Origin of the sequence: Salinibacterium sp. NG22 (assembly GCF_015864925.1) — a bacterium.
Classification (GTDB): domain Bacteria; phylum Actinomycetota; class Actinomycetes; order Actinomycetales; family Microbacteriaceae; genus Rhodoglobus.
Map to the genome: position 1 here is coordinate 1,915,536 of NZ_JADYWG010000001.1, position 25,029 is coordinate 1,940,564.

Sequence of the window (25,029 nt, forward strand, 5' to 3'; positions counted from 1 at the left end):
CTAAAGCCCTAGTGCCCGTCAATCACCACATGCGCAAGCGGCTCGCCAGCGACGAGCCGACGTGCCTGCTCGCGCATGACGGCATCCACTCGGGCGTGCATGGCTGAGGTTGCGCCGCCGATGTGCGGGGTGATGGTGACGCCGGGCGTAGTCCAGAGCGGGTGATCGCTGGGCAGCGGTTCCGGCTCGGTGACGTCGAGTGCTGCTCGAACATGGCCAGCGGATGCCGCAGCCACGAGCGCGTCGGTGTCGACGATCTTGCCCCGAGACACGTTCACGAGCAGCGCGCCAGGTTTCATCGCCTCTAGGAAGGAGGCGTCGACGAGCCCGGTGGTCTCGTCGCTGAGGGGCACGGCGATCGCCACGATGTCGGCTTTGGCGAGTAACGCGGGCAGGGCATCCATTGATTGCACGGCGCCGCGGGCATCGCTGCGGTTGGTGCGGGCGACGCGCACAACGTTGGCGTCAAAGGGGGCAAGCTTGTCGGCGATCTGGTTGCCGACCCCACCGGCGCCGACGATGACGACGGTTGTGCCCGCAACTCCGGGCTGTTCGTGCTGGTCCCAGATGCCGGTCTGTTGGTGAGCGAAGTGCTGAGGAAAGCCGCGCTGCTCAGAGATGATCATGCCGACCGCGAGCTCCGCGGTGGAGGCTTCGTGCACGCCAATGGCGTTGCAGTAGGTGATGCCCGCGGGCAGACGGCTCTCGACGCCGTCATAACCGAGGGATTGCGACTGGAGTGCTGCGACATCCATTCCGGCAAAGGATGCGAGACCGCCACTCGCGCCGAGGTAGCCGAGGAGCGCGAGGTCGACGTGCACCGGGGGAGCGCCGTCGGCTGGACCCCAGAGAATGACGTTCACGTCGGGCAATTGCGGAGCCAGTCGGTCGTGAATGTGCTGGTCCGGTAGGGCGATGGTGATCATGGCGCAGGTCTCCTGAGTGGGGCATCGGGCGGCGATCATTCCAGCATGCCTTATGGATGGTTATTCAGGTTGTAACGCCCGGCCACTATGCTGGCGGCCACATCATTGGTCGAGGCGGGGAGGCAGGTCATGGCACGGTGGCCGGTTCTGCCCCGTGAAAGTGAGCGGGATGCTGTGCTTGCGGCCCTTCGCGGCCCTCGACCACGTTCGGTGATGTTGCGCGGCCCGAGTGGCGTCGGCAAGACAACATTGGGCGCCCACATCTCGCAGGCTCTGCGCGCCGATGGACGCACCGTGATCCCCGTCATTGGCTTGGCTGAACTCGTGGATGTTCCCCTCGGCGCCCTCGCCCCGGTGTTGGCGAGCTCGGGCAGGCACGACATCGAGAGCGTGAGTGACCGTGTTCAAGCTCTCGTTGGGGTGGTGGGGGAGAACCCGCAGAAGTTCGTGCTCGTCATCGATGACGCTCCGCTCTTGGATGCTGTTTCGGCGAGCGTGCTCTACCAGCTGGTGCGCGTCTTCGGCGTCACAACGCTGCTGACCGCCCGCGACTCCCACGAAGTCGTCGGCCCCCTTGCTCGGCTGCTGCACGAAAACCTCATCGACATTGTCGAGCTCGACGGGTTGAGTCTCGAACACAGCCAGTCGATCCTCCAACAGTATTTGGGCGGAACACTGCGCCCCGAGAGCCTTCGTGCCCTGTTCGAGGCGAGCCGCGGCAACCCGCTGATGCTGCGCGAACTGATCTTCGCGGCTGCGCGAGCTGGCGGCATCCGCAGCGGTGATTTTGGTGTCGAGGTGTCGGTCGCGACCCTACCGAAGCACGTGCGCGCAACGATTGCCGATCGCGTTCAGCAGCTCACTGCGGCCGAGCGCCGTCTCGCTCAGCTCATCGCTATTGCGCAGCCGATTCCGCGAGCCGTGATCCGTGAGGCCGAAGGCGATGCGCTCGCCTTCCTCACGAGCGAGGGCATCGTGGAAGACACCGGCGATGAGCTCACCCCGCTGGTGAGGCTTGCCCACCCTCTCTTCGCGGAGGCACTCACGATCGATCTCGTGCAGGCCGAACGTGCGGAACTAGTGAAAGAGATCGCGGGCCGACTGCTGCCGATGGGCGATCAGCAACTGCGATTCACCGCGACTGTTCTGCTTACCTCGACCCACGCCGCGATCAGCGACGACGACCTTGATTGGGCAGCGAGTTACGCGCATGCGGCGGGCGACCATGCTGTTGCGGCCTCACTCGCGGAACGCGCCCAGCTCACTGAGCGGCGCTTTGCGCCCGAGCTCGTGTTGGCCAGTGCGCTTTCTGCGCTAGCGGAGTCTGATCGTTCTTCTGCGGTGTTTGAGTCTGCGATCCGTCTTGCGAATGACGACGAACAGCGTGCCATGGCGCTCGCCCGCTGGGGGCAGCACATGGTTTATCGGCTGTCCCGCCCCTCCGATGCGGTTGATCGGGTCACGTGCGAACTATCGAGAATGGATGCTCGCGGCCAGGCCGTGCTGCGGCCAGAACTCGCCAAGTGGCAGCTCATGACCGGAGACGCTCACGCCCTCGCCCACGCCGCTGACCCGGTGTCGTCAGATGGCGGACTCGGCGCCGTCAACGCGGGCCTCACAGCGGCGATGATGGCAACGATGGCGGGCCACCCTGAGGATGCTTTTGCGGCAATCGCGCACACCCGCCCCCTTGCTGACGCCTTCCGTTTCGAAGCACCCTTTGCGAGCTCGCTTCTCGACCTCTCCGAGTTTTTGGCACTCGTTGCCGCCGCGGAGATGGTTCGTGCCCGCGATTTTGCCGCCCAGCGCCGCCTCGACCGTTTCGCAGACTCCGCAGGCGTGTGGTCCTATGCACTCGCAACTGTGCGCCTTCACGAGGGGCGGCTGAGCGACGCCCAATCACTCGCGACTCTCGCCGTTGAGCAATTGAGATGGCGCGACTTCACGGGATTGCTGGGCACCGCTATTGCCTTGCACGCGACCGTTGACGCGCAGTTGGGTGAGCCCGAATCAGCCAGAGAGCTGCTCTCCGAAATCACTCCAGAGAATGCCGGCGACGCCAAAGTCATTTTGCAGCGGGCCGAGTGCGAGGCTTGGCTGCTCGCGGCCGAGGGGCGCACCAACGAAGCGGCCGGCGTGATCGTCGCGGCCGCCGCCGAGGGCATCATCCTCGGTCACTTCTTGTTGAGCGCCCTGACTCTTACTGTGGCGATTCGGGTGGGGCATCCCGCTGCCGCGCGCGAACAACTGGAACTGCTGACGCACCTCTCGCCGTCGCCGCTGGTGGCCAGCATCCGCGACTGGGCAGAGGTGGCAGCCGAAGCGGATGTCGCTCGCCTCTGTGAACTCGCCCCTGCCCTTGCCTCGTCGGGAGTGGCTGCGCTCGCGGTCGATGGTCTTCTCAACGGTGCGCGCTGCGCGGCTAAGGCTGACCGGCGCGAGTTGGAGCGCAAAGCAATGTTGCTCGCCCGCCGCCTCGCTGCCGATATGGATCAGGTGCCGGGGGAGTCGCACGCTGCCGAGCTCACTGAACGGGAGTGGACGATTGCCCGGGCTGCTGCTGGCCGCAAACGCAGTCGCGAGATTGGCCAGCAGCTCGGGTTGTCTGTGAGAACCGTTGACAACCATTTGGCTCGCATTTATCGCAAGCTGGGTGTCAAGGGTCGGGTTGAGCTTGAAGAGGTTCTTGCCGAGCTGTAGCTGCGGCGAGAACGCGGCGGGTCGTTACCCTTCGTTTGCAGACACGATCATGTTCACGATCGTGCCGTCTTCTTCGGTGGTTCCCCAGGAATATTGAATGATCCAGTTGTCGTTTTGCAGACCGTAGAGGAATCCCTCGTCGCCGAGAGAGATCTCGGACACCATTTCAAAGCCGCTGGAGATGAGCGTGTCGTAGCCAGCTTGAGCGCCCGCTTCATCGCCCACGTTGATGGTGGCGCTGTAGCCATCATCGATGCCGAGCGAGAAGAGGATGTCGCCGTCTGGCGCTGGCACTTCTTCAGGCCACGACTTCGGCAGCGAGCCTCCCGTGCCGTCGCCATCGACATCCACGTCGACACCGGTGGCGCCCTCAATCGCGTTCTCAACGGTGTTCTCGATGAGGTTGTCGGTGAAGTCCTCGAGCGGGTTGCCGAAGCAACCGGAGAGGGAGACGGAGAGCCCTGCCGCAAGGGAGATGGCGATGGCGCTTTTCAGCGCGCGCTGTGAAGTGATCATGCGCCAAGTAAACTCCTCGGCCATGCTCGGGCGCGTGAGTAGAAACTACCTATCTCTGAGTAACAGGCTCAGGCTCGGCGGGTAACGTGGAGCCATGCCGCTTACAGGAGAGTACGAACCCAGCACGTCAGAGTGGGCCCGCAATCAGGCCGACGTTTTTGAGAACAGTAACGGCCATGAGGGCAACCTCATGCGCGGGATGCCAATCATTGTGTTGACCACGGTGGGCGCCAAATCCGGCAAGCTGCGCAAGACCGCGCTCATGCGAGTGGAACACGATGGCCACTATGCCGTTGTTGCCTCGCTGGGTGGGGCGCCGAAGCATCCGGTCTGGTACCACAACATCGTCGCTCAGCCGCACGTTGAGCTGCACGATGTGGGTGTCAAGGGCGACTTTATGGCCCGCGAAGTGACCGGTGACGAGAAGGCTCTCTGGTGGGAGCGTTCGGTCGCGGCGTACCCCGACTATGCGGATTACCAGGCCAAGACCGAGCGCGAGATTCCGGTCTTCGTGTTGGAGCCGATCAGCGCCTAAGTGCGCCGTGGGGGCTCAGCGAACGGTCGGGTCAGAGTGCCCGACCCAGCATGAGCCCGAGTGCCGCCATCAGTACGGCGACGGCAAGCATGCCGAAGGAGTTCGCGATCGCGAGCCACACCCGGTTTTCTTGCAGCAATCGCAGGGTCTGAAAGCTCGTCGTGCTGAACGCGGTGAAGCCTCCGACCATCCCGACCCCGGCATAGAGACCGAGTTCTTCGGGCACAAAATGCCCGGCTGTCATCCCGGTGATCAGGCCGAACAGGAACGATCCGCTGATGTTGATGATCGACATCGCCACCGGATAGTTGGTGCGGATGCGGCGGTGCACGAACGCGTTCACTGCCAGTCGAAGAGCGGCACCGAGTCCGCCCGCGACGGTGATGAAGAGCGCTCCGATGATCATCGAACCAACCGTTCGTGTTGGCGCACTATGCGGTACCAGCTCTTCGACGTGAAGACGCCAAGCCAGACCGCTCCCGCTCCGGCGATGAGGGTTGCGCTGCCATAGGCAACCGCGAGCAGCACGTGGTGGTGTTCCGAGACGATCACGATGTCAACCGCGAGCTGCGCATAGCTCGTGAGGGCTCCCAAGAAGCCGACGGCGGTGAGCAGGCGGATGACGCGCATCCGTCTCGATTCCTGACGTTCGGCCAGGGTCTGCAGCAGCAGCCCGAGCAGGAACGGGCCGGCGATGTTGACGACGACGGTGCCGAGCGACAGGGTCTCCCAAATCGGGGTGGTCTGCGCGATGATGAACCGCACTGCAGCACCGAGACCGCCTCCGAGGGCAGCGAGCGCAAGATGGCGGGGCCGGATGCGGATCATCTCCGGCATCCCCACAACGGTGCGGGTTATTTCAATGTCGCTGTTCATGGGCAGCCGCGCCCGAAGGCGTCGGCGCCAGCGCGGGAAATACCACGGCCGTCGGAGGGGTGCGTGAAGCTCGTCGGCTTCGGCCTGCGTTCGATCGGTGGGGGTGCGCTCGCCCCGAGTCCGGTCGTCCGGGGTGTCGGGCACGGCGAGGTCTCCGGTCGTTGCGGTGGTTGATGTTAAGAATAGCGAATGAGAAGTCGTTACGTTTGGCCCCAAACAGGCGTACTGTATGCCGGTGCACAACATCCTTCGCGGGACGGGTAATAAGCGAAAACTGGTACACCCAGCGCAGCTCACCCTTCTCGGGTTTTTGATCGGTATCGCAGCGGGCACCGCCCTGTTGGCGCTACCTATTTCGCGTACCGGTCCCGGCGGCGCCACTCTCGTTGAGGCGTTCTTCACTGCCGTGTCAGCGATGTGTGTGACCGGCCACGTGATCGTCGATACCTCTACTTACTGGACGGGCTTCGGCCAAGTCGTCATCATGGTGCTCATCCAGGTGGGCGGCTTCGGTGTCATGACCTTCGCCTCCATCATCGGCATTGCGGTGGTTCGCCGCCTCTCGCTGCGCTCTCGGATTACGGCCGCCGCCGAAACCAAGAATGTTGGTTTCGGTGACGTGCGGTCGCTGGTTCTCGGTGTGCTCAAGATTTCGTTGATCATTGAGGGCGCCGGTGCGCTCATCCTGTTCTTCTGGTTCTTGCTTCGCTACGGCTACAGCGTGGGAGAGGCGGCGTGGCTTGCGGTCTTCCACGCAGTCTCGTCGTTCAACAACGCCGGCTTCGCGCTCTTCAGTGACAACATGATGTCGTTCGTTGACGACCCGGTGGTCTCGCTCACGCTGTGTGCCGAAATCATCCTGGGCGGCCTCGGCTTCCCGGTGATCATTCAACTGCTGCGCTTTGGCGGCAACCGACTCAAGTGGAGCATGAACACGCGCATCGTCGTTGCCGCGACACCGCTGCTGCTTGTCGCGGGTGCCGCCTACATCACGCTCATCGAGTGGAACAATCCCGCCACCCTCGGCCCGCTCGACTGGCACACCAAGCTTCTGGCCGGCTTCTTCCAATCCGTGCAAACCCGCACCGCCGGCTTCAACAGCATCGATATCGGCGCCATGAGCGAAGCGACCCAGTTCGGGATGACCGCGCTCATGTTCATCGGAGGCGGCCCCGCCGGCACTGCCGGTGGCATCAAGGTCACGACGTTTGCGGTGCTGTTCTTCATCCTCCTCGCGGAGGTGCGCGGAGACGGCGTCGTGAACGTTTTCGGCAAGCGACTGTCGCGCGCGGTGCACCGCCAAGCGATCGCGGTGGTCTTGCTCTCGGTGGGCGTCGTCGCGACATCCACCATCGCCATCATGCTGCTCTCGGGGCTGCCGCTGGGCCCCGTGCTGTTCGAGACGGTGTCGGCCTTCGGAACGGTGGGCCTGTCGGAGGGCATTACGCCGGAGCTGCCAGTGGCGGCGCAACTGATTCTTGCGGTGCTCATGTTTGTGGGCCGTCTTGGCCCGATTGGTTTTGCTACCGCGCTCGCTCTGCGTGAGCGCGCTGTCCTGTATGAACTTCCCAAAGAAAGGCCGATCATTGGCTAAGTTGCGCATGTTTTCTGGTTCGGATGCCTCTACCGTGGCTGCGGCAGATTCGGTGGCGGTGATCGGGCTTGGCCGTTTCGGTCGCGCTCTCGCACTGGAGCTCATGGCCAACGGCACCGAAGTGCTCGGAGTCGATCTTGATGAGTCGATCGTGCAAGAACTCAACGGCCAGCTCACCCATGTTGTTGCGGCTGACTCCACGCGCGAAGAGGTGCTGCAGCAGCTGGCCGTGCCCGAATTCGACCGCGTGGTTGTCGCGATCGGTAGTGACATTCAGGCGAGCATCCTCACGACCTCACTGCTCTTGCGGTTCAACGTTGCCCACGTGTGGGCGAAAGCGGTGAGCGACGCGCACGGCACGATTTTGGAGCAGCTCGGCGTGAGCCACGTGATCTATCCCGAAAAGGAGATGGGTCGCCGGGTCGCTCATCTTGTGCGGGGTTCGATGCAGGACTACCTCGAGATCGGCGACGGGTTTTCGCTCGTGAAGATGGCTCCGCCAGCCAGCATTGTGGGCAAGACTCTGGGCGAATCCCGCGTGCGTGCCACTGCGGGCGTGACGATTACCGCGGTGCGCCCGCAGGGCGGAGCGTGGACTTACACCGACCAGGACACTCTGATCGCCGCCGACGACACCATTCTTGTTTCCGGCCCCACAAACAAAGCGGAAGCCTTCAGCCTCCGCCGCTAACGGGATGACCAAGAAGTCGGTGCGCGCGAGCGGCTGTTAGCGCAGCGAGCTCAACCAGATCTCGCAGAGCGCCTGCCACGCTTCGGCTGGTGTGCCTTCGGCTAGGCCCAAGCCGTGCTTGCCGTCGGCGAAGACGTGCAGTTCGTGGCGCACTCCGGCCGCTGCCAGCGCGGCAGCGAGTGGGTAGGAGTGCTCTGCGACCGGAACGGGCTCGTCAGCGGCGGTGTGCCAGATAAACATCGGGGGAGTGGCGGGCGTCACCAGCAACTCAAGGGAGGTGTCTTCCCGAAGATAATCGTTGGCATCCAGCCCAATGAGCTCTTTGCGTGACCCGGCGTGCGTCGGGGTCACCATGCTGACAACGGGGTAGCCGAGCACTGCAAAATCGGGGCGCTCTTCTGGCTTAGCGACGGGCGCGACGGCGGCGTGGCCGGCTAAATGGCCGCCAGCCGAGAACCCCAAAACACCCACCAACGGGGCCCCTAGCGCACGTTCTTTCGCAATTTCAGACTGAATTACCAGCAAAGGGGCTGGATGCTTCGTGCTGACGGGGTACTCAACGACGCGGGCATTCCAGCCAATCGATCGCAACCAGGCAGCAACGGGCTCGCCTTCGTGGGGTGCGAGTCGCGAATACCCTCCGCCGGGGAGAACAAGAATTGTGGGGAGGTTGGCAGCCATTACTTAACTGTAAATTGTGCAAGACATTTCGGCTGAATCAACGCACTAGCGAGCGGAAATTACACAATCGGCCTAGGGTCTGTACATGGCAGATTTGTTTGACGGATACACATCAAGCGCCTCCAAACGCACCGGACCAGCCGCGTGGGATGAGATGTTCTCTGCCGATAGCGAGATACGTCGCCCCTACCGCGAGATTCATGACGCGCTGGCGCAAATGACGCAGGAAGAGCTGCGCGGACGTACTGAAGCACTCGCCGACAGCTACCTCGCCCAGGGCGTTACCTTCGACTTTGCTGGCGAAGAGAGACCCTTTCCTCTGGATGCTGTTCCCAGAGTTATTGATCTCTCCGAGTGGAAACAGGTCGAGTCGGGGGTTAAGCAGCGCGTTCGAGCGCTCGAAGCATTCCTGGCCGACATCTACGGGCCACAGAATGCCATCAAAGATGGTGTGATTCCTGCCCGGATGATCACCTCATCCAGCCATTTCCATCGGCAGGCGGCCGGTATTGAGCCGGCTAATGGCGTGCGCATTCAGGTCAGCGGTATCGACCTCATCCGCGACGAGGTCGGTGCGTGGCGCGTTCTCGAAGACAACGTGCGCGTGCCCAGCGGTGTGAGCTACGTCATCTCCAACCGTCGAGTGATGGCGCAGACGCTGCCCGAACTGTTCGTCTCGATGCGGGTTCGCCCCGTCGGCGATTACCCGCACAAGCTGCTGCAGGCTCTGCGCGCCAGTGCGCCCGGCGGCGTGGATGAACCCAACGTCGTTGTGCTCACTCCGGGTGTCTACAACTCCGCGTACTTCGAGCACACGCTGCTCGCCCGCCTCATGGGCGTCGAGCTCGTGGAGGGTCGTGACCTCTTCTGTTCTGGTGGTCGGGTCTGGATGCGCACGACCGCCGGTCCCACCCGCGTCGACGTGATCTATCGCCGGGTTGACGACGAGTTCCTCGACCCGCTGCAGTTCCGCGCGGACTCGATGTTGGGCAGCCCGGGCATGATGCTCGCTGCTCGCCTCGGAAACGTCACGATCGCCAACGCGGTCGGAAACGGTGTGGCCGACGACAAGCTCGTGTATACCTACTTGCCCGATCTCACCGAGTACTACCTCGGCGAGAAGTCGATCATCCCGAACGTTGATACGTGGCGGCTCGAAGATCCGGGAGCACTCGAAGAAGTGCTCGACCGTCTTGATGAGCTCGTGATCAAGCCCGTTGACGGCTCCGGCGGAAAGGGTCTCGTGATTGGCCCAGCGGCATCCAAGGCTGAATTGGAGACGCTCAAGAAACAGCTCCTCAAGGATCCCCGGGGCTGGATTGCGCAGCCTGTGGTGCAACTGTCGACGATTCCGACGGTCGTGGACGACGGTATGCGCCCGCGTCACGCCGACCTTCGCCCCTTCGCGGTCAACGACGGAAACGATGTCTGGGTGTTGCCGGGTGGCCTCACTCGTGTCGCCTTGCCGGAAGGCCAACTGGTGGTCAACAGCTCGCAGGGTGGTGGCTCGAAAGACACCTGGGTTGTGGGTCGTGAGAAAGTCCAGGAGTCCGAGAGCACGCTCCAGGGTCTCGTGGAGCGCCAGGCAGACACCGAGGCAATCACGATCATCACTCCCGAGATGCTTCTCGAAGCATCTGGGCACGCTGACCATGTTGAAGATCAGGACAGCACGCGATCGCTCACTCAGCGTCAACGCCAAGAAGAGCAGCAACAGCAGAGTGACGACACCGAGGAAGGTCAATCATGCTGAGCCGCATTGCAGAATCACTGTTCTGGATCGGACGCTACATTGAGCGTGCCGACGGAACCGCCCGCATCCTCGACGTTCACCTTCAGCTGTTGCTCGAAGACCCGTGGATTGAAGAAGACGATGCCTGCCGTGCGCTCTTGAGCGTGATGGGCAGCGAGGCTCCGGCCGATGCTGTACTCACCCGCGGTGATGTGCTGTCGATCCTCGCCGTTGACCGCACCGAGCCCGCCTCGATTGCGTATTCGCTCGGCGCCGCCCGCGAGAACGCTCGTCGTGCTCGCGAGATCGTGTCGACCGAACTGTGGGAGTGCCTCAACACGACCCAGGCTCGGATGCCGCGTCGCATTTCCGGAGACAAAGTCAGTGACTTTTTCGCCTGGGTTCGCGAACGCTCCGCTCTTGCCGTGGGAATCATCGAGTCCGCGACGAGTCGGGACGAAGCGTGGCAGTTCTTCACGCTCGGTCGCAGCCTCGAGCGCGCAGACATGACGGCGCGACTGCTGGCCACCCGCAGTCTCACGGAGGCCAGCGGTCCGTCGTGGACGACCATCCTTCGTTCCTGTGGTGCCTATGAGCCCTACTTGCGCACCTACCGCGGTGTGCCGAGTGCGAGCAATGCGGCCGAATTCTTGCTGCTTGACCGGTTATTCCCACGCAGCATCCTGTTCTCGGTGTCGCGGGCAGAGGATTGCATGCGTGAGCTTGAGCCGCGCCGCATGAACCGGGTGGGTGTCGGCGACGATGCTCAGCGACTGTTGGGCAAGATCCGCAGTGAGCTCGAATATCGACCGATTGCCGAAATTTTGGATGACCTGCCGCACCACATGGATCGTGTGCAGGCAGCAACGAGTGCGGCTTCGGAGGCAGTGCGTCAGCGCTACTTCCCCACGAATGCTGCTCCCGAGTGGGTTGGAGAGATCTCATGAAGCGTCTCAGGATCGTGCACTCCACAGGGTTTAGCTACGGCGGAGAAGTCACGGCCTCTTATAACGAGGCGCGGATGCTTCCTGCCAGTGTTGAGGGTCAACTCGTGTTGTTCTCCAACTTGGATATCTTGCCGCTCTCGAGCCAGAGCAACTACGTCGACTATTGGGGAACCCGCGTTGCCTCGTTCGAGGTGCTGACGGGTCACAAGGAGTTGTCGCTCACTGCGACGAGTCTGGTCGAGGTTCACGAGCGCACCCACGAATCCGAGTCCATTGGCTGGGGGGAGATGGCAGCCACGGCTGAGCTCTCGATGGAAGCTGTCGAGAACTTGAGCCAGACTTTGCGCACCGAACCTCCGGCAGAAGTTATTGCGCTCGCGAAAGACATCGCGGCTAAGTCAGATGATGCCTGTGCTGGTGCCCTCGAAATTTCGATGGCCATCGGTAACGCGATTCAGTACATGAGCGGTGTCACTGGGGTAGCGACGACGGCGACAGAGGCCTGGACCGGAGGCAAGGGTGTCTGCCAAGACATCGCGCATCTCGCTTTGGGCGCGCTACGTTCCGTCGGCGTTCCTGCCCGCTATGTGTCTGGTTACCTGCACCCGAAACCGGATGCCGCGATTGGTGAAACGGTCGTTGGGGAATCCCACGCGTGGATCGAGTGGTTCTGTAACGGGCAGTGGCGTGGCTACGACCCCACCAACCTCATCGACATCGGTGACCGGCACGTGCTCGTGGGTCGCGGCCGCGACTACAACGACGTGCCGCCGCTCCGTGGTGTCTATGCGGGACCGTTCGGCTCAAAGCTGTTCGTGAGTGTGGAGATTACCCGCGAGGCCTAACTGGTGCGTCGGGTCGTGGTTTCCACGATCGCGATCTCTTGCGTCGCGAGCTCACGCTCTTCATCGGGCGTGGGCTCGGGTGGGAAGCGCAAGCGCAGACGGAAGCGGCTTTCGGGCACGCGGCCCACGCGCATCCCGCGACTGTAGACGAGCCAGATGATGGCGGCAGCAGCGGCAAGCAAACCGGAGAGAGCGCCGATACCGAGTGCCCAGCGGGGTCCGAGTTCGTTGGCTGCCCAGCCGACGATGGGGGCGCCGATCGGTGTGCCGCCCGCGAAGATTGCGAGGTAGAGCGCCATGACGCGACCGCGCATGATGGGCGTTGTCGAGGTCTGCACGTAGGCGTTGGCGGTCGTCATCATGGTGAGCGAGAAAACGCCAATGATGGTGAGGGCGGCGCCGAACGTCCAGTAGCTGGGGGCGAAGGCGGCGAGGAGACAGGCGAGGCCGAAGAAGGCAGAACCCACGATGACGACCCCGAAGCGGGCATGTTCACGACGAGCGGCGAGCAGGGAGCCAACCACGGCACCGACCGCCATCATCGATGAGAGCAGGCCGAATTCGGCCGCTCCCTTGCCGAAGACTCCCGTGGCCATGGTCGCGATGAAGACCGGGAAGTTGAAGCCGAAGGTTCCGACGAGAAAGACCATGACGAGCACGATCAGGATGTCGGGCCGACCGCGAACGTAGCGCAGCCCATCCCGAATCTGACCTTTCGCTCGGCCAAGCTTGGCCACGGGGAACAGCTGCCCGCGCCGCATGAACCAGAGCGACGCCAGCACGCCGGCGAAGGATGCCGCGTTCACGATGAAGACCGGCCCGGCACCGATCGCGGCGACGAGCACGCCCGCGACGGCGGGCCCGATGAGGCGAGCGGTCTGGAACGACATTGAGTTGAGCGCCACCGCGTTGGGTAGGTCTTTGTCGCTTACGAGTTCTGAGACAAATGCTTGGCGGGCCGGAGCGTCGATCGCGGTCGCGACTCCGAGCAGGAGTGCGAAGACGTAGACCTGCCACAACTGCACGTGACCCGAGATCACGAGGATGCCGAGCCCGAGAGCGAGAGCAAACTGGCTGAACTGGGTCCACAGCAGCACCGTGCGGCGGTCGAAGCGGTCGGCGATGATTCCCGTGAGTGGCATCAGCAGCAGCATGGGGCCGAACTGCAGCGCCATGGTGAAGCCGAGAGCGGCGGCGTCATAATCGGTCAGGTCGGTGAGCACGATCCAGTCTTGGGCGGTGCGTTGCATCCAGGCACCGGTGTTGGAGACGACAGCACCGATGATCCAGAGGCGATAGTTGAAGAGGCGAAGCGAGCGGAACATTGCGCTCACGAATTGGCCAACTTCAGTAGAACGGGAATGGCGGCGTGCAGGGCGGCATGCTCCTCGGGGCTGAGCCCCTCGAGCTCTGCGGCGAACCAGGCTGCGCGGCGTTGACGGGTCTTGTCTACCAACTCGACTCCGGCATCCGTGGCTTCAATGAGCACTTTGCGGCCGTCGTCTGGCGAGCTGGAGCGGGTGATCAGGCCTTCGTCGCTGAGGCAGTTGACGGTGCGGTTCATCGAGGGCGGGGTGACGTGTTCATGTTCGGCGAGGGCGGCGAGGGTGCTGCCGCCGTGGTGAGTCAGCACGTAGAGAACGGAGAGTTGGCTGTCGCTGAGGGTGTCGTCGTGACGCTGCTGGCGGATGCGACGAGCGATACGCATGAGGGTGATTCGAAGCTCATCGTCTAGTTTGTCTGGCACTTTCGTTAGTTTAGCAAATTAGTCTTGCTAACTAAATGGGAATCTGGCCGACTTTACCCATATTGCTTCGAACTTCACCGCCGTAGAATGGGTGCAGCAAGGAGGCCCAATGCCCAAGTTCACAGTGCCACGAACTGATCACTCCTACACGGATGCCCATGGAGTGACGATTCACTATTACGTGTGGCAGTCGCCCAAAGCCCATGCGGTGCTTCAGCTCACGCACGGCCTCGGCGACCACGCCCGCCGCTACGAATACCTCGCCCAAGCGCTCGTCGCTGCCGGCTACACGGTGTATGCCGACGACCACCGTGGGCACGGTGCAACCGGTCTCGACCAAAACGCGGGCGACGCCAGCAAACTGGGCAAACTCGGCAAGGGCGGCCTGCGGGCGGCGACCGAAAACATCCGCGACCTCACGAAGATTATTCGGGCCGACAACCCCGACCTTCCGTTGGCGCTCCTCGGCCACTCGTGGGGCTCGCTCATGGTGCAAGACGTGCTCAACCACCATTCCACGGAATATGAAGTAGCGGTCCTTACCGGCACCGCCCACCGCACCTTCGCCCACATGAACAGCGGCAACCTCAACGCCAAGCACAAAGACCTCGGCACCACCGGCTACGAATGGCTCAGCCGGGATCCGCAGATCGCCGAAGACTTCGTTCACGACCCGCTGACCTTCTATGCGGATGCCCTCAAACTCTTCGGGCCCGTTGATGGTTTGCGACTGATGGGGCGCCCAGCAAAGCACTTCGCTCGCGACATCCCGATTCTCATCATGATCGGCGACGAAGATTCGCTCGGTGGCGAAGCAAGCATTGAGGCGCTCGCCGCAGACTACGTGGTGCGCTCCAAGCTCACCGACGTTGAGGCCATCGTGTATCCGGGTGCCCGCCACGAAATCTTCAACGAGACCAACAAAGACGACGTCATCACCGACCTCGTGGTGTGGCTCGATGCTCGGCTCAAGCCCGTGCATCCTGATGCGACGCCTCCGGCGCCAGCCCACCCCGAGGCGACCGAACCCAAATAAATGGCATCAATTTTCACTGAGATTCTGAACGGCCGCTCGCCCGGGCGCTTTATCTGGGCGGATGACCGTGTCTTTGCCATTCTCACGATCGAGCCCCGCAAGCCAGGTCATGTGCTCGTGATCCCGCGCCTCGAGGTCGATCGGTGGAGCGAGCTCGACGAAGATCTCGCGATGCATATTTTCCGTGTCGGGCGGCTTATTGGTCTCGCCCAGCGTGACGAGTGGGATGCCGACCGGGTCGGTCTCATGTTCGAGGGTTACCGGGTGCCGCACGCGCACTTGCACGTCTGGCCGTCGTGGAATGTGTATGAATACAGCCACACGGGCATCAACCGTGACCCGGGTGCCGCCGCTCTCGACGAGGCTTTTCAGCGATTGCGAGCCCGCATGATCGAGCACGGTCATGGTGAGTTCGTGCCGCCGCTCGACTGGTCAATTCCGCACGCTGACACTGCCCAGTAGGCTGGATTCAGTACAACTAGACAGGGGTGAGTGATGCACGGCGAATTCAAGGTGCCCGGCGGAAAACTCGTAGTGGTCGATCTCGACGTTGTCGACGACGCCATCACCAACTTCCGGCTCGCCGGCGACTTCTTCCTCGAGCCGGATGACGCTCTCGAAGACATCAACGCCGCCATCAACGGGCTCCCCGCTAACTCTGACGCGAAGACCATCACGGCCGCGATTCAGCAGTCGCTGCCCGAGGGCACCGTCATGCTCGGCTTCTCTGCCGAGTCGGTCGCCACGGCCATCCGCCGTGCACTGCAACGTGCCACGACCTGGAAAGATTACGACTGGCAGATCGTCACCGGGCCGCCTCTCGAACCGCGCATGCAAATGGCGATGGATCAGGTGCTCTCCGAAGAGGTAGCCTCCGGTCGCCGCCAACCCACTCTGCGCATCTGGGAGTGGAACAAGCCCGCCGTTGTCATCGGCAGCTTTCAGTCGCTGCGCAACGAAGTTGACCTTGAGAACGCGAAGAAATTTGGCTTCGAGGTTGTTCGTCGCATCTCGGGTGGTGGCGCCATGTTTATGGAAGCCGGCACCGTCATCACCTACTCGATCTACGCGCCGGTCGAACTCGTGCAGGGCATGACCTTTGCCGACTCGTATGCATTTCTCGACGAGTGGGTCATCATCGCCCTCAAGTCACTCGGCATTGACGCCAGCTACCAACCCCTTAACGACATCGCGAGCCCGACCGGAAAGATCGGCGGGGCAGCCCAGAAGCGTCTCGGGGCGGGTGCTGTGCTGCACCACGTGACCATGAGCTACGACATTGATGGCGAAAAGATGGTGCAGGTGCTGCGCATCGGTCGCGAGAAAATGAGCGACAAGGGCACCAAATCGGCAGCCAAGCGCGTCGACCCGCTGCGCAGCCAGACCGGCATGGAACGTGCCGACATCATCGACGCCATGGTTGCCACCTTCCGAGGGCTGCACGGTCTCACTGAGAGTGAATTGACCAGTGACGAGATCGCTCGTGCTGAAGAACTCGTGACTGAAAAGTTCGGCACCGAAGAATGGTTGCAGCGCGTTCCGTGAACACCACTCTCCGCGGCCTGACCCTCACGCTCACCCTTGCCGCGCTGCTGCTGGGCGGCATCGTGGCGTCGGCCGTGCTCGGGCAACTGCCCGTGAGCGCCGCCGAAGTTGGCGGATCTCTGCTGCGCTCGCTCGGCATCCAGAACGCCTGGGCACCCACCGATTCGATCGTGGAATCCACGCTCTGGGTGGTGCGTTTTCCTCGGATTGCGATGGCCATGGTCGTGGGCGCAGCACTCGCCGTTGCCGGTGCCGTGATGCAAGCTATCTTTGGCAACCCGCTGGCGGAGCCTGGGGTCGTGGGAGTCTCATCCGGTGCCGCTCTGGGCGCCGCGATTGCGATCGTAGTGGGCGTTGCCGCGCTCGGTGACAGTGCGATTGCGCTCTTCGCTTTTGTCGGCGGGCTGCTCGCGACCCTGCTCGTCTACTTCGTGTCGCGGGCCAACGGTCGCACCGAAGTCGTGACGTTGCTCTTGACCGGTATCGCCGTGAACGCCTTCGCTGGCGCAGGCCTCGCGTTCTTGCTGTTCGTCGCCGACTCGGGCAGCCGGGAACAGATCGTGTTTTGGCAACTGGGCTCGCTCAATGGTTCGCGCTGGAGCGAAGTGCTCATTGTCGCGCTCGTCACTGCGATCGGCCTTGTTGCCGCGGTGGTGCTCGCGCGCCCGTTCGACCTGCTCGCGCTGGGGGAGCGCAACGCTCGCCACCTTGGTGTGAACGTTGAGCGCCTCCGCATCGTGTCGATCGTGATCGTCGCTCTACTCACCGGTGTGGCCGTGGCGTTCGTGGGAATCATTGCCTTCGTCGGTCTTGTTGTGCCGCACGCGATGCGCATGGCAATAGGGCCAGCGCACCGCCCACTCATCGTCGCGAGCGCTGTCGGCGGCGCAGTGCTACTCGTGCTCTCCGACCTGCTCGCCCGCTCCGTCGTGCCCGGCGGTGACCTGCCGATCGGTCTCCTCACCTCGCTCGTCGGCGGCCCCTTTTTCTTCTACCTCTTGTTCCGCCAACGCCGCCAGAGCGGAGGGTGGGCATGATTAGTGCACGCAACGTCAGCGTTCGGCTCGACTCTCGCGCCATCCTCGACGACGTCAGTCTTGACGTGGCCCCCGGCGAAGTCCTCGCACTCGTCGGGCCTAACGGTGCCGGAAAGTCGACGCTGCTCTCAGTCTTGAGCGGCGACCGCAAGCCAGACAGCGGAACCGTGACCATTGATGGGCGGGACCTTGGCGGCATCCGACATGCGGAGCTCGCCCGACTGCGTGCCGTGCTCACTCAAGAGAACACGGTGAGTTTTCCGTTTCGAGTGTCTGAAGTCGTCGCCATGGGGCGCAGTCCCTGGTCGCGATCGCTCGAGAGCCGCGACGACGTTGCCGTCGTCAATAACGCGCTAGCCGTGACGGATGTTGCCCATCTGGGGGAGCGTCGGTTCACCACGCTCTCCGGCGGCGAAAAGGCGCGCGTCTCGCTCGCGCGGGTTCTCGCTCAGCACACCCCTGTTGTGTTCTTGGATGAGCCGACCGCGGCCCTCGACCTGCGCCACCAAGAAGACGTCATGCGAGTCGCTCGCTCGATAGCTGCCGATGGCCGTGCCGTCGTGGTCGTGCTGCACGACCTGAGCCTCGCCGGCGCCTACTCCGATCGACTCGCCCTTATTGCTCACGGCACTCTCGACGCGATTGGCACTCCCAGCGAAGTGCTCACCGCCGAGCGGGTAGAGCGCGTGTACGGTCTCGCCGTCGACCTGCACGACGTCGGTGGGCATCCGGTAGTCGTCCCCCGTCGCTGACGGCAGCGGCAGGAAGACCGGCCGCGAAGAGTGACTAGCGGCTGAGAAGGTCGCGGTACTCGGGGTGATCGGTGATGAACTTATCGATGAATTCGCACTTCGCGACGACGCGGGTTTCGCTTTCGGCACGCACCAGATTGAGGGCACCGCGGGCTAGTTCGCTGCCGCGACCTCGGCCCCGAAATTTGGGATCAATCTCGGTGTGCACAAAAACGATCTGATCGTCGCGCAGTTGGTAGTCGGCGAGCCCGGCCTGCACGCCATCGACAAGCAACTCGTACCGGTGCATTGCAGGGTCGTGGATAACTTCGCTGGCCATTCTCAAAGCCTAGTCGCGGTGTCTCTGCTGGGGATGTGTTCTGCGGCGCGTCAAAGCATGGGAATAGTATCGATGGGTGTCTGATTCTCCTCCCCCCAAATCCGGCGGGTCACGCCGGCGATTGATCATCATTGCCGTCTCAGGCTTTGTGCTGATCGTTATCGCCGCAGTGGCTTCGTTTGTCGCGCTTGAGCCCAGTCCCGAGCCAGTTGCGACCGCAACCCGCACGCCGACACCGACTCCCACGCCCACCCCGACGCCGACACCTACCCCCACGCCCACGTTCGACAAAGCTCAGTTCTCCAACGACGACGCGACCAGCCTCTGGGTCGTCGCGAACAAGTTGCGTCCGCTCAACCCGCAAACCTACGAACCAAACCTCGTGTTCGTCGATGTCGCGTATGCATACGAGCCGTATCTGACGCCGGATGCCGCAGCCGCAGTGGTCGAGATGTTCACCGCGTTCAACGCCGAAACCGGGCTCCAGATGCAGTCGCAGAGCTCGTACCGCAGCTACTGGTCGCAAGAGAGCGTGTACGCGGGATGGGTATCGAGCCTCGGTCAGGAGGCAGCTGACCTCACGAGCGCGCGACCAGGACACAGCGAACACCAAACCGGTCTCTCGATTGACGTGAGCGCGTTGCCTGCGAATTGCACCCTCGATCAGTGCTTTGGTGACACTCCGCAGGGGCAATGGCTGGCGGCAAATGGGTGGAAGTACGGCTTCACTGTCCGCTATCCCGAGGGAAAAACCGACATCACCGGTTACGAGTACGAGCCATGGCACATGCGCTACGTGGGCAAGGAACTTGCCGCTGAACTTCACAGCACGGGCATCCAAACGCTCGAAGAGTTCTTTGGGCTGCCTGCCGCACCGAACTATGGCTAGCCGCTGGCACCCTAAACTCGTGTCATGACTTCGACGCCGCACCCCGACACTGTGAGCTACAGCTACCTCGGGCCTGCCGGAACCTTTACGGAGGCCGCCCTTAAGCAGGTTCCCGAAGCGGTGGGTGCCCACTGGAAGAGCGTCAACAATGTTGGCGAAGCTCTCGACGATGTCACTAATGGCCGCAGCACTGCCGCGATGATCGCGATCGAAAACTCCATCGATGGTGGCGTCAGTGTGACTCAGGATGCGTTGACCACCACCCCCAATCTGCGGATCTTGGGCGAATACTTGGTTCCCGTGAATTTCGTGCTCGTGGCCCGGCCGGGAACAGCGCTCGCCGACGTGACCACCGTCAACGCGCATCCGGTCGCCTATGGGCAAACTCGGCGCTGGCTCGACGCAGAGTTGCCGCAACACGGCTACATTCCCGCGAGCTCTAATGTTGCTGCCGCGGCATCGTTGCTGGAAAACAGCATTGCGGATGCCGCAGTCGCCCCGCCCGGCATCACCGAGCACTACCCGCTCGAGGTTCTCGCCGAGAACATTGCCAACAATCAGAATTCTGTGACGCGCTTTGTGCTGGTCTCGTCGAACACCGAACTGCCTGAGCCGACCGGCGCTGACAAGACGAGTGTGATCGTCGAACTCCCCGACAACGCTCCTGGTCGCTTGCTCGAAATGCTTGAGCAGTTTGCGACGCGCGGCGTCAACATGAGTTTGATTGAGTCGCGACCGATTGGTGACGAGCTCGGTCGCTACCGTTTTGTCATCGACCTTGAAGGGCACATCCTCGATGAACGAGTGGCAGATGCCCTACTCGGTCTCAAGCGCTTCAGCCCGAACGTGATTTTCTTGGGCAGCTACCCGCGGGCCGACAAGCTCGCCACCACGGTGACGCCGCGCTATGGCAACGACGTCTTTGTGGAGGCGCGTGATTGGTTGCGGGCCATCACCGCCCGTGAGCCTTCGGCTACTCGCGAGCCGTAGCCTTCTTGCTGAGCGCTTTGGCTTGAGCGGTCGTGCGTGCGGTTGTCCGGGCAGTCGCGCGGGCGTGTGTTCGCGCCTGCGATTGAGCTTTGGAGTGCGCCCTCACTTCGGCACGGGTGTGCACCTTCGGTACCCGCATGATGAGGGCGCCGGGTTCAACCCACGCGTGCACTGACTTGGCGAGCCCGAAGTCGTCTCCGTCGAGCTGGAACTCTTCGGGGGTGTCGACAATCATGTTGAGGTCACTGCCCTTGGCGTAGCGAACGTCGCGCACGTCTTTCGAGAGGTCGATGATGCGGCGGCCGATGACGCTCTTGCGCAGCACACCGTTCTCCCACGCGATCTTGTTCCAAATGTTGAGCCAACCAAAGCGGCCGCGGGGCACGAGGGCTGCCATGTCGAGGATGCCGTCGTCGGGTTGGGCTTCCGGCAGCAGAAGCAGCCCGCCGGGCAGTGATCCGCAGTTGCCGATAATCACGGTGTGGGCGCTGAGCGAGCGGTTGGGGCCGCCATCCACGCTGTACCGCAGTTTTACGGGCCTCAGTTCGGGGATGGATCGTGCGATGCCGTCGACATACGCCAACCAGCCGACAGCTTTCTTCAGCTTCGTGCTCGTGTTCTTAATCATCCTGGCGTCGAGCCCGAGGCCGGCCATTACCAAGAAAGCGTGCTTTTCGTGGTCGTTGTTGTCGCGCACGATCTCGACCATGCCGAGGTCGATGGCGTGGTCGGCGCCGTGGAAGGCCAGTTCGATGCTGTCGCGGATGCTGTTCGTCGGAAGCTCAAGGTTGCGGGCGAGGAGGTTGCCAGTGCCTGCCGAGACGACAGCCATCGCGACTCCGCTGCCGCCCAGGGCCTCGGCCACAGCGCGCACGGTGCCATCGCCGCCTGCCGCGATGACGACAGTGGCTCCCCGTCGGATGGCGCTGCCAGTGACGTTTTGGCCGGCATCCTTCACGGTCGTAGAGAACCAGATCGGCGCTGCCCAGTCGGCTGCCTTTGCGGCAGCAGTGACCATCTTCTTGAGCTTCGCAAGATCGACCTTGATGGGGTTGTAAACAACCGCAACTTTAGGTTTTGAGTTTCGAGGGGTGGGCACAGATAAACGCTACGCCATGAATCGGTAGGCTGTAGGGGTGATTGACCCCCAAATTCTTAGAGAAAACCCTGAAGCCGTGCGGCAGTCGCAAATCGCGCGCGGAGCTTCGGTCCAGTTGGTCGACGACGCTATTGCCGCCGACCAGAAGCGTCGCGCCAGCATTGGCGAATTCGAGGCATTGCGGGCCGAGCAAAATAGCTTCGGCAAGAAGGTCGCTCAGGCGCCATCCGAGGAGAAGAAGGCACTCGTCGCTGAGGCGCAGAAGCTGGCCGCTCGGGTAAAGGCCGCTCAGGTGGTTTCGACTGAGGCGGAGGCTGAGTTCACTCGCATCGTCGGTTCTCTCGGCAACATCGCTGTCGAAGGCGTGCCTGTCGGTGGCGAGGATGACTGGGAGCTCGTGCGCGAAGTGGGCACTCCCGCAACCTTCGACTTTGAGCCCCGCGACCACGCCGATCTCGGCGAAATCTTGGGAGCCATCGACATTCCCCGTGGCGTGAAGGTTTCGGGCAGCCGGTTCTACTTCCTCAAGGGTGTTGGAGCGCGCCTCGAAATCGGCCTCATGAACATGGCCCTCGATCGCGCTATCGCTGGCGACTTCATCCCGCTCATCACGCCAACGCTGGTGCGCCCAGAAATGATGGCCGGCACCGGGTTCTTGGGTGAGCACTCCGACGAGATTTACTACTTGCCCGCCGACGACTTGTACCTCACGGGTACGAGTGAAGTGGCGCTCGCCGGGTACCACTCTGATGAGATCCTCGATCTGTCGAAGGGTCCGCTGCGCTACGCCGGTTGGTCAACCTGTTACCGCCGCGAGGCCGGTTCTGCGGGCAAAGACAACCGCGGCATTCTGCGCGTGCACCAGTTCAACAAGCTCGAGATGTTCAGCTACGTGCTGCCCGAGAATGCTCAGGCCGAGCACGAACGGCTGCTGTCGTTCCAAGAGTCGATGCTGCAGGCGTGCGAGCTCAGCTACCGCGTGATTGATGTTGCCGGTGGCGACCTCGGTTCGAGTGCTGCTCGCAAGTACGACATCGAGGCCTGGGTTCCCACGCAGGGCACCTATCGCGAACTCACTTCCACCTCGAACTGCACGACGTACCAGGCGCGCCGTCTCGACACCCGCTATCGCACCGAGTCGGGCAAGACTGCCCCGGTAGCGACCATCAACGGAACTCTTGCAACCACCCGCTGGCTGGTTGCCATTCTTGAAACCCACCAACAGTCCGACGGGTCGGTCGTGGTGCCGCAAGCACTTCGCCCGTACCTGGGCGGCCTTGAGATTTTGGAGCCAATCGCGTGACAACCGCAGCACAGGATGACCGCTGGATGATCGCACTCGACATCGACGGCACTGTGCTGCTCGAGTCGGGCGAGATGAACGACTCCGTGATTGCGGCGGTCGCGAAGGTTCGGGATGCCGGCCACGAAGTCATGTTGGCCACCGGTCGTTCGGTCGCCATGACGTTGCCGATTCTGCACAAGTTGGGCCTGAAGCCGCAGTACGTGGTCTGCTCCAACGGGGCGATCACGCTCAAGCGCGACCCGCTGGGCGAGGGCGGCTACGCTCGCGAATTTGTGGAGATGTTCAACCCCCAAGAGGTGCTCACGAGCATCAAGAAGCATTTGGGGTCGGCGAACTATGCGGTCGAGGATGCGACGGGCAAGTTCTTCGTCAACGGCAAGTTCCCCGATGGCGCCCTCGGTGCCATCAGCGAAGATGTGGCCTTCGAGGAGCTCGTGAAGGTGCAGGCCACGCGTGTTGTTGTCATTTCTCCGCAGCACCAGGTTGACGATTTCCTCTCGGTTGTCGAGAAGATGGGCCTTCACAAGGTCAGCTATAACGTCGGCTGGACGGCCTGGCTCGACATCGCGCCCGATGGGGTCAACAAGTCGACGGCGCTCGAAAATGTGCGTTCGCGTCTTGGCATCCCGCGCACGCGAGTGCTCGCTATGGGCGATGGTCGCAACGACATCGACATGCTCGAATGGGCATCACGTCACGGCCGCGGCGTCGCGATGGGGCAGGCTCCGGATGACGTGCGTGCGGTCGCCAACGAGGTCACCGAGAGTGATGTCAACGACGGTGCCGCGCTCATTCTTGCCGCGTTCGACGCGTAACGCGCCGGTTTAGCCGAGCCCGAGCCCGAACGCCGGGCCCGGCCAAACCACCCTTTTCTGCGCTGAACCCCTTCGGCGCAGAACTCTGTTAGAGCTCGCTGAGCGCTTCGTCGTAGATCGCCATGGCCCGAGCAACTTCCTCGGGAGTCACGACGGCCGGCGGTACGACGTGGATGCGGTTGTCGGCGATAAACGGCAGCAGCCCGCGCTTGACGAGCGCGCCCTTGATCTTGCCCATGTCTGCGGCGCTCAGCGGTTCGCGGGTCTCACGATTCGCGACGAGCTCGAGGGCCCAGAAGACTCCGCTTCCACGAACATCGCCGATGCAGTCGTGCTTCTCGGCGAGAGCGGCAAGGCCGGGGCCAATGTGTTCGCGACCGATCATGGCTGCATTCTCGATGATGTCTTCCTCTTCCATCGCGGTGATGGAGGCGACGATGGAGGCGGCAGCGAGCGGGTGGCCCGAGTAGGTGAGGCCGCCGGGGAAGACGCGCTCGTCGAAGGTTGCGGCGATCTCGTCGGAGATGATGACGCCACCGACGGGCACGTAGCCGGAGTTGACACCCTTGGCGAAGGTGATGAGGTCGGGCTTGACGTCGAATGCTTCGAACGCGAACCAGTTTCCGGTGCGGCCGAAACCAACCATGACCTCGTCGAGGATCAGCAGGATGCCGTACTTGTCGGCGATGGCGCGAACGCCAGCCATGTAGCCGGGCGGCGGGGTCAGCACGCCGGCAGTACCGGGGATGCTCTCGAGCAGGATCGCGGCGATTGACTCTGCACCCTCAGCTTGGATGGTGCGCTCAAGGTGGTGCAGGGCGCGCTCGGATTCTTGTTTGGGGGAGTCCGACCAGAATTCGGAGCGGTACTCGTAGGGCCCAAACACGTGCACGTGGGCGCGCGCGTATTCGTTGGGGATACGGCGCCAGTCGCCAGTAGCGACGACGGCTGATCCGGTGTTGCCGTGGTACGAGCGGTAGCGCGAGATGATCTTGTCGCGACCAGTGTGCAGGCGGGCCATGCGCATGGCGTTCTCGTTGGCATCCGCTCCACCGTTGGTGAAGAAGACCTTGTTCATGCCTTCGGGTGCGTGGTCGGTGATCTTGCGGGCTGCTTCACCGCGGATGTTGATGGCGTGTGCCGGGGCGACGGTGGCCATGATGTCGGCTTGTGCCTTGATGCCGGCGATGACGGCCGGGTGCTGGTGGCCGATGTTGATGTTGACGAGTTGGCTCGAGAAGTCGAGGTACTCGTTTCCTTCGTCGTCCCAGACCATGCTTCCGAGGCCGCCTTCGAGCACGAGCGGTTTGAGCGCGCCCTGTGCCGACCAGGAATGGAATACGTGGGCGCGATCGAGCGCGACAGTGTCGGCGTTGCTGTGCTGGGGTGTTGCGGGCGCGGAGTTCATAGGGCACCTTTCATGACGGAGCTGATGTCTCCACTATCGTCCG

At 62.8% G+C, this 25,029-nt stretch carries 26 protein-coding genes; 16 read left to right on the plus strand and 10 right to left on the minus strand.

Annotated elements, in window-relative coordinates; translation table 11 throughout:
• Window positions 1-8: 8 nt before the first annotated feature.
• Window positions 9-926, minus strand: coding sequence for an NAD(P)-dependent oxidoreductase (locus tag I6E81_RS09325; RefSeq protein WP_197107034.1), 918 nt, complete (start codon window positions 924-926; stop codon window positions 9-11).
• 129 nt (window positions 927-1,055) lie between these two features.
• On the opposite strand from I6E81_RS09325, the gene I6E81_RS09330 reads away from it, so the two are divergent.
• The gene (locus I6E81_RS09330) at window positions 1,056-3,626 is read left to right on the plus strand and encodes a LuxR family transcriptional regulator (protein ID WP_197107035.1); all 2,571 of its coding nucleotides are present in this window, start codon (window positions 1,056-1,058) and stop codon (window positions 3,624-3,626) included.
• A 24-nt stretch (window positions 3,627-3,650) separates the two neighbouring features.
• Here the strand turns inward: I6E81_RS09330 and I6E81_RS09335 are convergent, their stop codons facing one another.
• Entirely contained in the window at window positions 3,651-4,142 is a 492-nt protein-coding gene (locus tag I6E81_RS09335; RefSeq protein WP_197107036.1) for a hypothetical protein, read from the minus strand.
• A 94-nt stretch (window positions 4,143-4,236) separates the two neighbouring features.
• On the opposite strand from I6E81_RS09335, the gene I6E81_RS09340 reads away from it, so the two are divergent.
• Window positions 4,237-4,677 (plus strand): nitroreductase family deazaflavin-dependent oxidoreductase, encoded by a 441-nt coding sequence (locus I6E81_RS09340; RefSeq protein WP_197107037.1) that lies wholly within the window; start codon window positions 4,237-4,239, stop codon window positions 4,675-4,677.
• A 31-nt stretch (window positions 4,678-4,708) separates the two neighbouring features.
• On the opposite strand, the gene I6E81_RS09345 is transcribed toward I6E81_RS09340, so the two are convergent.
• Window positions 4,709-5,083, minus strand: coding sequence for a CrcB family protein (locus tag I6E81_RS09345; RefSeq protein ID WP_197107038.1), 375 nt, complete (start codon window positions 5,081-5,083; stop codon window positions 4,709-4,711).
• On the minus strand, window positions 5,080-5,697 hold the full coding sequence (locus I6E81_RS14555; protein ID WP_197107039.1) for a CrcB family protein: 618 nt from the start codon (window positions 5,695-5,697) through the stop codon (window positions 5,080-5,082). The genes I6E81_RS09345 and I6E81_RS14555 overlap by 4 nt, the downstream gene beginning before the upstream one ends.
• Before the next feature lie 91 nt (window positions 5,698-5,788).
• Here I6E81_RS14555 and I6E81_RS09355 point away from each other — a divergent pair, with 91 nt between their 5' ends.
• Window positions 5,789-7,147 carry a TrkH family potassium uptake protein gene (locus I6E81_RS09355; RefSeq protein ID WP_197107040.1) on the plus strand — a complete coding sequence of 453 codons (1,359 nt, stop codon included), beginning with the start codon at window positions 5,789-5,791 and terminating at the stop codon, window positions 7,145-7,147.
• Window positions 7,140-7,838, plus strand: a complete 699-nt coding sequence (locus I6E81_RS09360) for a TrkA family potassium uptake protein (protein WP_231599606.1) — start codon at window positions 7,140-7,142, stop codon at window positions 7,836-7,838. The genes I6E81_RS09355 and I6E81_RS09360 overlap by 8 nt, the downstream gene beginning before the upstream one ends.
• A 36-nt stretch (window positions 7,839-7,874) precedes the next feature.
• On the opposite strand, the gene I6E81_RS09365 is transcribed toward I6E81_RS09360, so the two are convergent.
• On the minus strand, window positions 7,875-8,519 hold the full coding sequence (locus I6E81_RS09365; protein ID WP_197107041.1) for an alpha/beta hydrolase: 645 nt from the start codon (window positions 8,517-8,519) through the stop codon (window positions 7,875-7,877).
• Between the two features lie 85 nt (window positions 8,520-8,604).
• Between I6E81_RS09365 and I6E81_RS09370 the strand changes: the two genes are divergently transcribed.
• Genes I6E81_RS09370 through I6E81_RS09380 form a run of 3 tightly spaced genes read left to right on the plus strand, consistent with a single transcriptional unit; the run spans window position 8,605 to window position 12,043 of the window.
• Entirely contained in the window at window positions 8,605-10,272 is a 1,668-nt protein-coding gene (locus tag I6E81_RS09370) for a circularly permuted type 2 ATP-grasp protein (RefSeq protein WP_197107042.1), read from the plus strand.
• A complete protein-coding gene (locus tag I6E81_RS09375) occupies window positions 10,266-11,198 on the plus strand; it encodes an alpha-E domain-containing protein (RefSeq protein ID WP_197107043.1) in 933 nt (310 codons plus the stop codon). The genes I6E81_RS09370 and I6E81_RS09375 overlap by 7 nt, the downstream gene beginning before the upstream one ends.
• Window positions 11,195-12,043 (plus strand): transglutaminase family protein, encoded by an 849-nt coding sequence (locus I6E81_RS09380; protein ID WP_197107044.1) that lies wholly within the window; start codon window positions 11,195-11,197, stop codon window positions 12,041-12,043. Before I6E81_RS09375 ends, I6E81_RS09380 begins: the two co-directional genes overlap by 4 nt.
• Here the strand turns inward: I6E81_RS09380 and I6E81_RS09385 are convergent.
• Window positions 12,040-13,377 carry an MFS transporter gene (locus tag I6E81_RS09385; protein WP_197107045.1) on the minus strand — a complete coding sequence of 446 codons (1,338 nt, stop codon included), beginning with the start codon at window positions 13,375-13,377 and terminating at the stop codon, window positions 12,040-12,042. The genes I6E81_RS09380 and I6E81_RS09385 overlap by 4 nt on opposite strands.
• Window positions 13,374-13,790 (minus strand): MarR family winged helix-turn-helix transcriptional regulator, encoded by a 417-nt coding sequence (locus I6E81_RS09390; RefSeq protein WP_197107046.1) that lies wholly within the window; start codon window positions 13,788-13,790, stop codon window positions 13,374-13,376. The genes I6E81_RS09385 and I6E81_RS09390 overlap by 4 nt, the downstream gene beginning before the upstream one ends.
• Before the next feature lie 109 nt (window positions 13,791-13,899).
• Here I6E81_RS09390 and I6E81_RS09395 point away from each other — a divergent pair, with 109 nt between their 5' ends.
• From I6E81_RS09395 to I6E81_RS09415, 5 genes are read left to right on the plus strand one after another with little or no spacing between them, the layout of a single operon-like run.
• On the plus strand, window positions 13,900-14,826 hold the full coding sequence (locus I6E81_RS09395; RefSeq protein ID WP_197107047.1) for an alpha/beta hydrolase: 927 nt from the start codon (window positions 13,900-13,902) through the stop codon (window positions 14,824-14,826).
• The gene (locus I6E81_RS09400) at window positions 14,827-15,288 is read left to right on the plus strand and encodes an HIT family protein (protein ID WP_197107048.1); all 462 of its coding nucleotides are present in this window, start codon (window positions 14,827-14,829) and stop codon (window positions 15,286-15,288) included.
• A 33-nt stretch (window positions 15,289-15,321) separates the two neighbouring features.
• On the plus strand, window positions 15,322-16,371 hold the full coding sequence (locus tag I6E81_RS09405; protein WP_197107236.1) for a biotin/lipoate A/B protein ligase family protein: 1,050 nt from the start codon (window positions 15,322-15,324) through the stop codon (window positions 16,369-16,371).
• Window positions 16,350-17,408 carry an iron ABC transporter permease gene (locus I6E81_RS09410; protein WP_197107049.1) on the plus strand — a complete coding sequence of 353 codons (1,059 nt, stop codon included), beginning with the start codon at window positions 16,350-16,352 and terminating at the stop codon, window positions 17,406-17,408. Before I6E81_RS09405 ends, I6E81_RS09410 begins: the two co-directional genes overlap by 22 nt.
• Entirely contained in the window at window positions 17,405-18,160 is a 756-nt protein-coding gene (locus tag I6E81_RS09415; protein ID WP_197107050.1) for a heme ABC transporter ATP-binding protein, read from the plus strand. The genes I6E81_RS09410 and I6E81_RS09415 overlap by 4 nt, the downstream gene beginning before the upstream one ends.
• A 34-nt stretch (window positions 18,161-18,194) precedes the next feature.
• Here I6E81_RS09415 and I6E81_RS09420 read toward each other — a convergent pair whose 3' ends face one another.
• Window positions 18,195-18,479, minus strand: coding sequence for a GNAT family N-acetyltransferase (locus I6E81_RS09420; protein WP_197107051.1), 285 nt, complete (start codon window positions 18,477-18,479; stop codon window positions 18,195-18,197).
• Window positions 18,480-18,555: 76 nt separating this feature from the next.
• Between I6E81_RS09420 and I6E81_RS14350 the strand changes: the two genes are divergently transcribed.
• Both I6E81_RS14350 and pheA read left to right on the plus strand, forming a co-directional pair.
• Window positions 18,556-19,368, plus strand: a complete 813-nt coding sequence (locus I6E81_RS14350; protein ID WP_197107052.1) for a M15 family metallopeptidase — start codon at window positions 18,556-18,558, stop codon at window positions 19,366-19,368.
• A gap of 24 nt (window positions 19,369-19,392) precedes the next feature.
• Window positions 19,393-20,358: a prephenate dehydratase gene (gene pheA / locus I6E81_RS09430; protein WP_197107053.1), complete on the plus strand. Its 966-nt coding sequence runs from the start codon at window positions 19,393-19,395 to the stop codon at window positions 20,356-20,358.
• On the opposite strand, the gene I6E81_RS09435 is transcribed toward pheA, so the two are convergent.
• Complete coding sequence (locus tag I6E81_RS09435; RefSeq protein WP_197107054.1) at window positions 20,342-21,457, minus strand: diacylglycerol kinase family protein; 1,116 nt, start codon at window positions 21,455-21,457, stop codon at window positions 20,342-20,344. The two genes, pheA and I6E81_RS09435, sit on opposite strands and share 17 nt — an antisense overlap.
• 37 nt (window positions 21,458-21,494) lie before the next feature.
• Here I6E81_RS09435 and serS point away from each other — a divergent pair, with 37 nt between their 5' ends.
• Window positions 21,495-22,760: a serine--tRNA ligase gene (gene serS / locus I6E81_RS09440; protein ID WP_197107055.1), complete on the plus strand. Its 1,266-nt coding sequence runs from the start codon at window positions 21,495-21,497 to the stop codon at window positions 22,758-22,760.
• Window positions 22,757-23,578, plus strand: a complete 822-nt coding sequence (locus I6E81_RS09445) for an HAD-IIB family hydrolase (RefSeq protein ID WP_307783729.1) — start codon at window positions 22,757-22,759, stop codon at window positions 23,576-23,578. The genes serS and I6E81_RS09445 overlap by 4 nt, the downstream gene beginning before the upstream one ends.
• 88 nt (window positions 23,579-23,666) lie before the next feature.
• Here the strand turns inward: I6E81_RS09445 and I6E81_RS09450 are convergent, their stop codons facing one another.
• Window positions 23,667-24,986, minus strand: a complete 1,320-nt coding sequence (locus tag I6E81_RS09450) for an aspartate aminotransferase family protein (RefSeq protein ID WP_197107056.1) — start codon at window positions 24,984-24,986, stop codon at window positions 23,667-23,669.
• Between the last annotated feature and the right edge of the window lie 43 nt (window positions 24,987-25,029).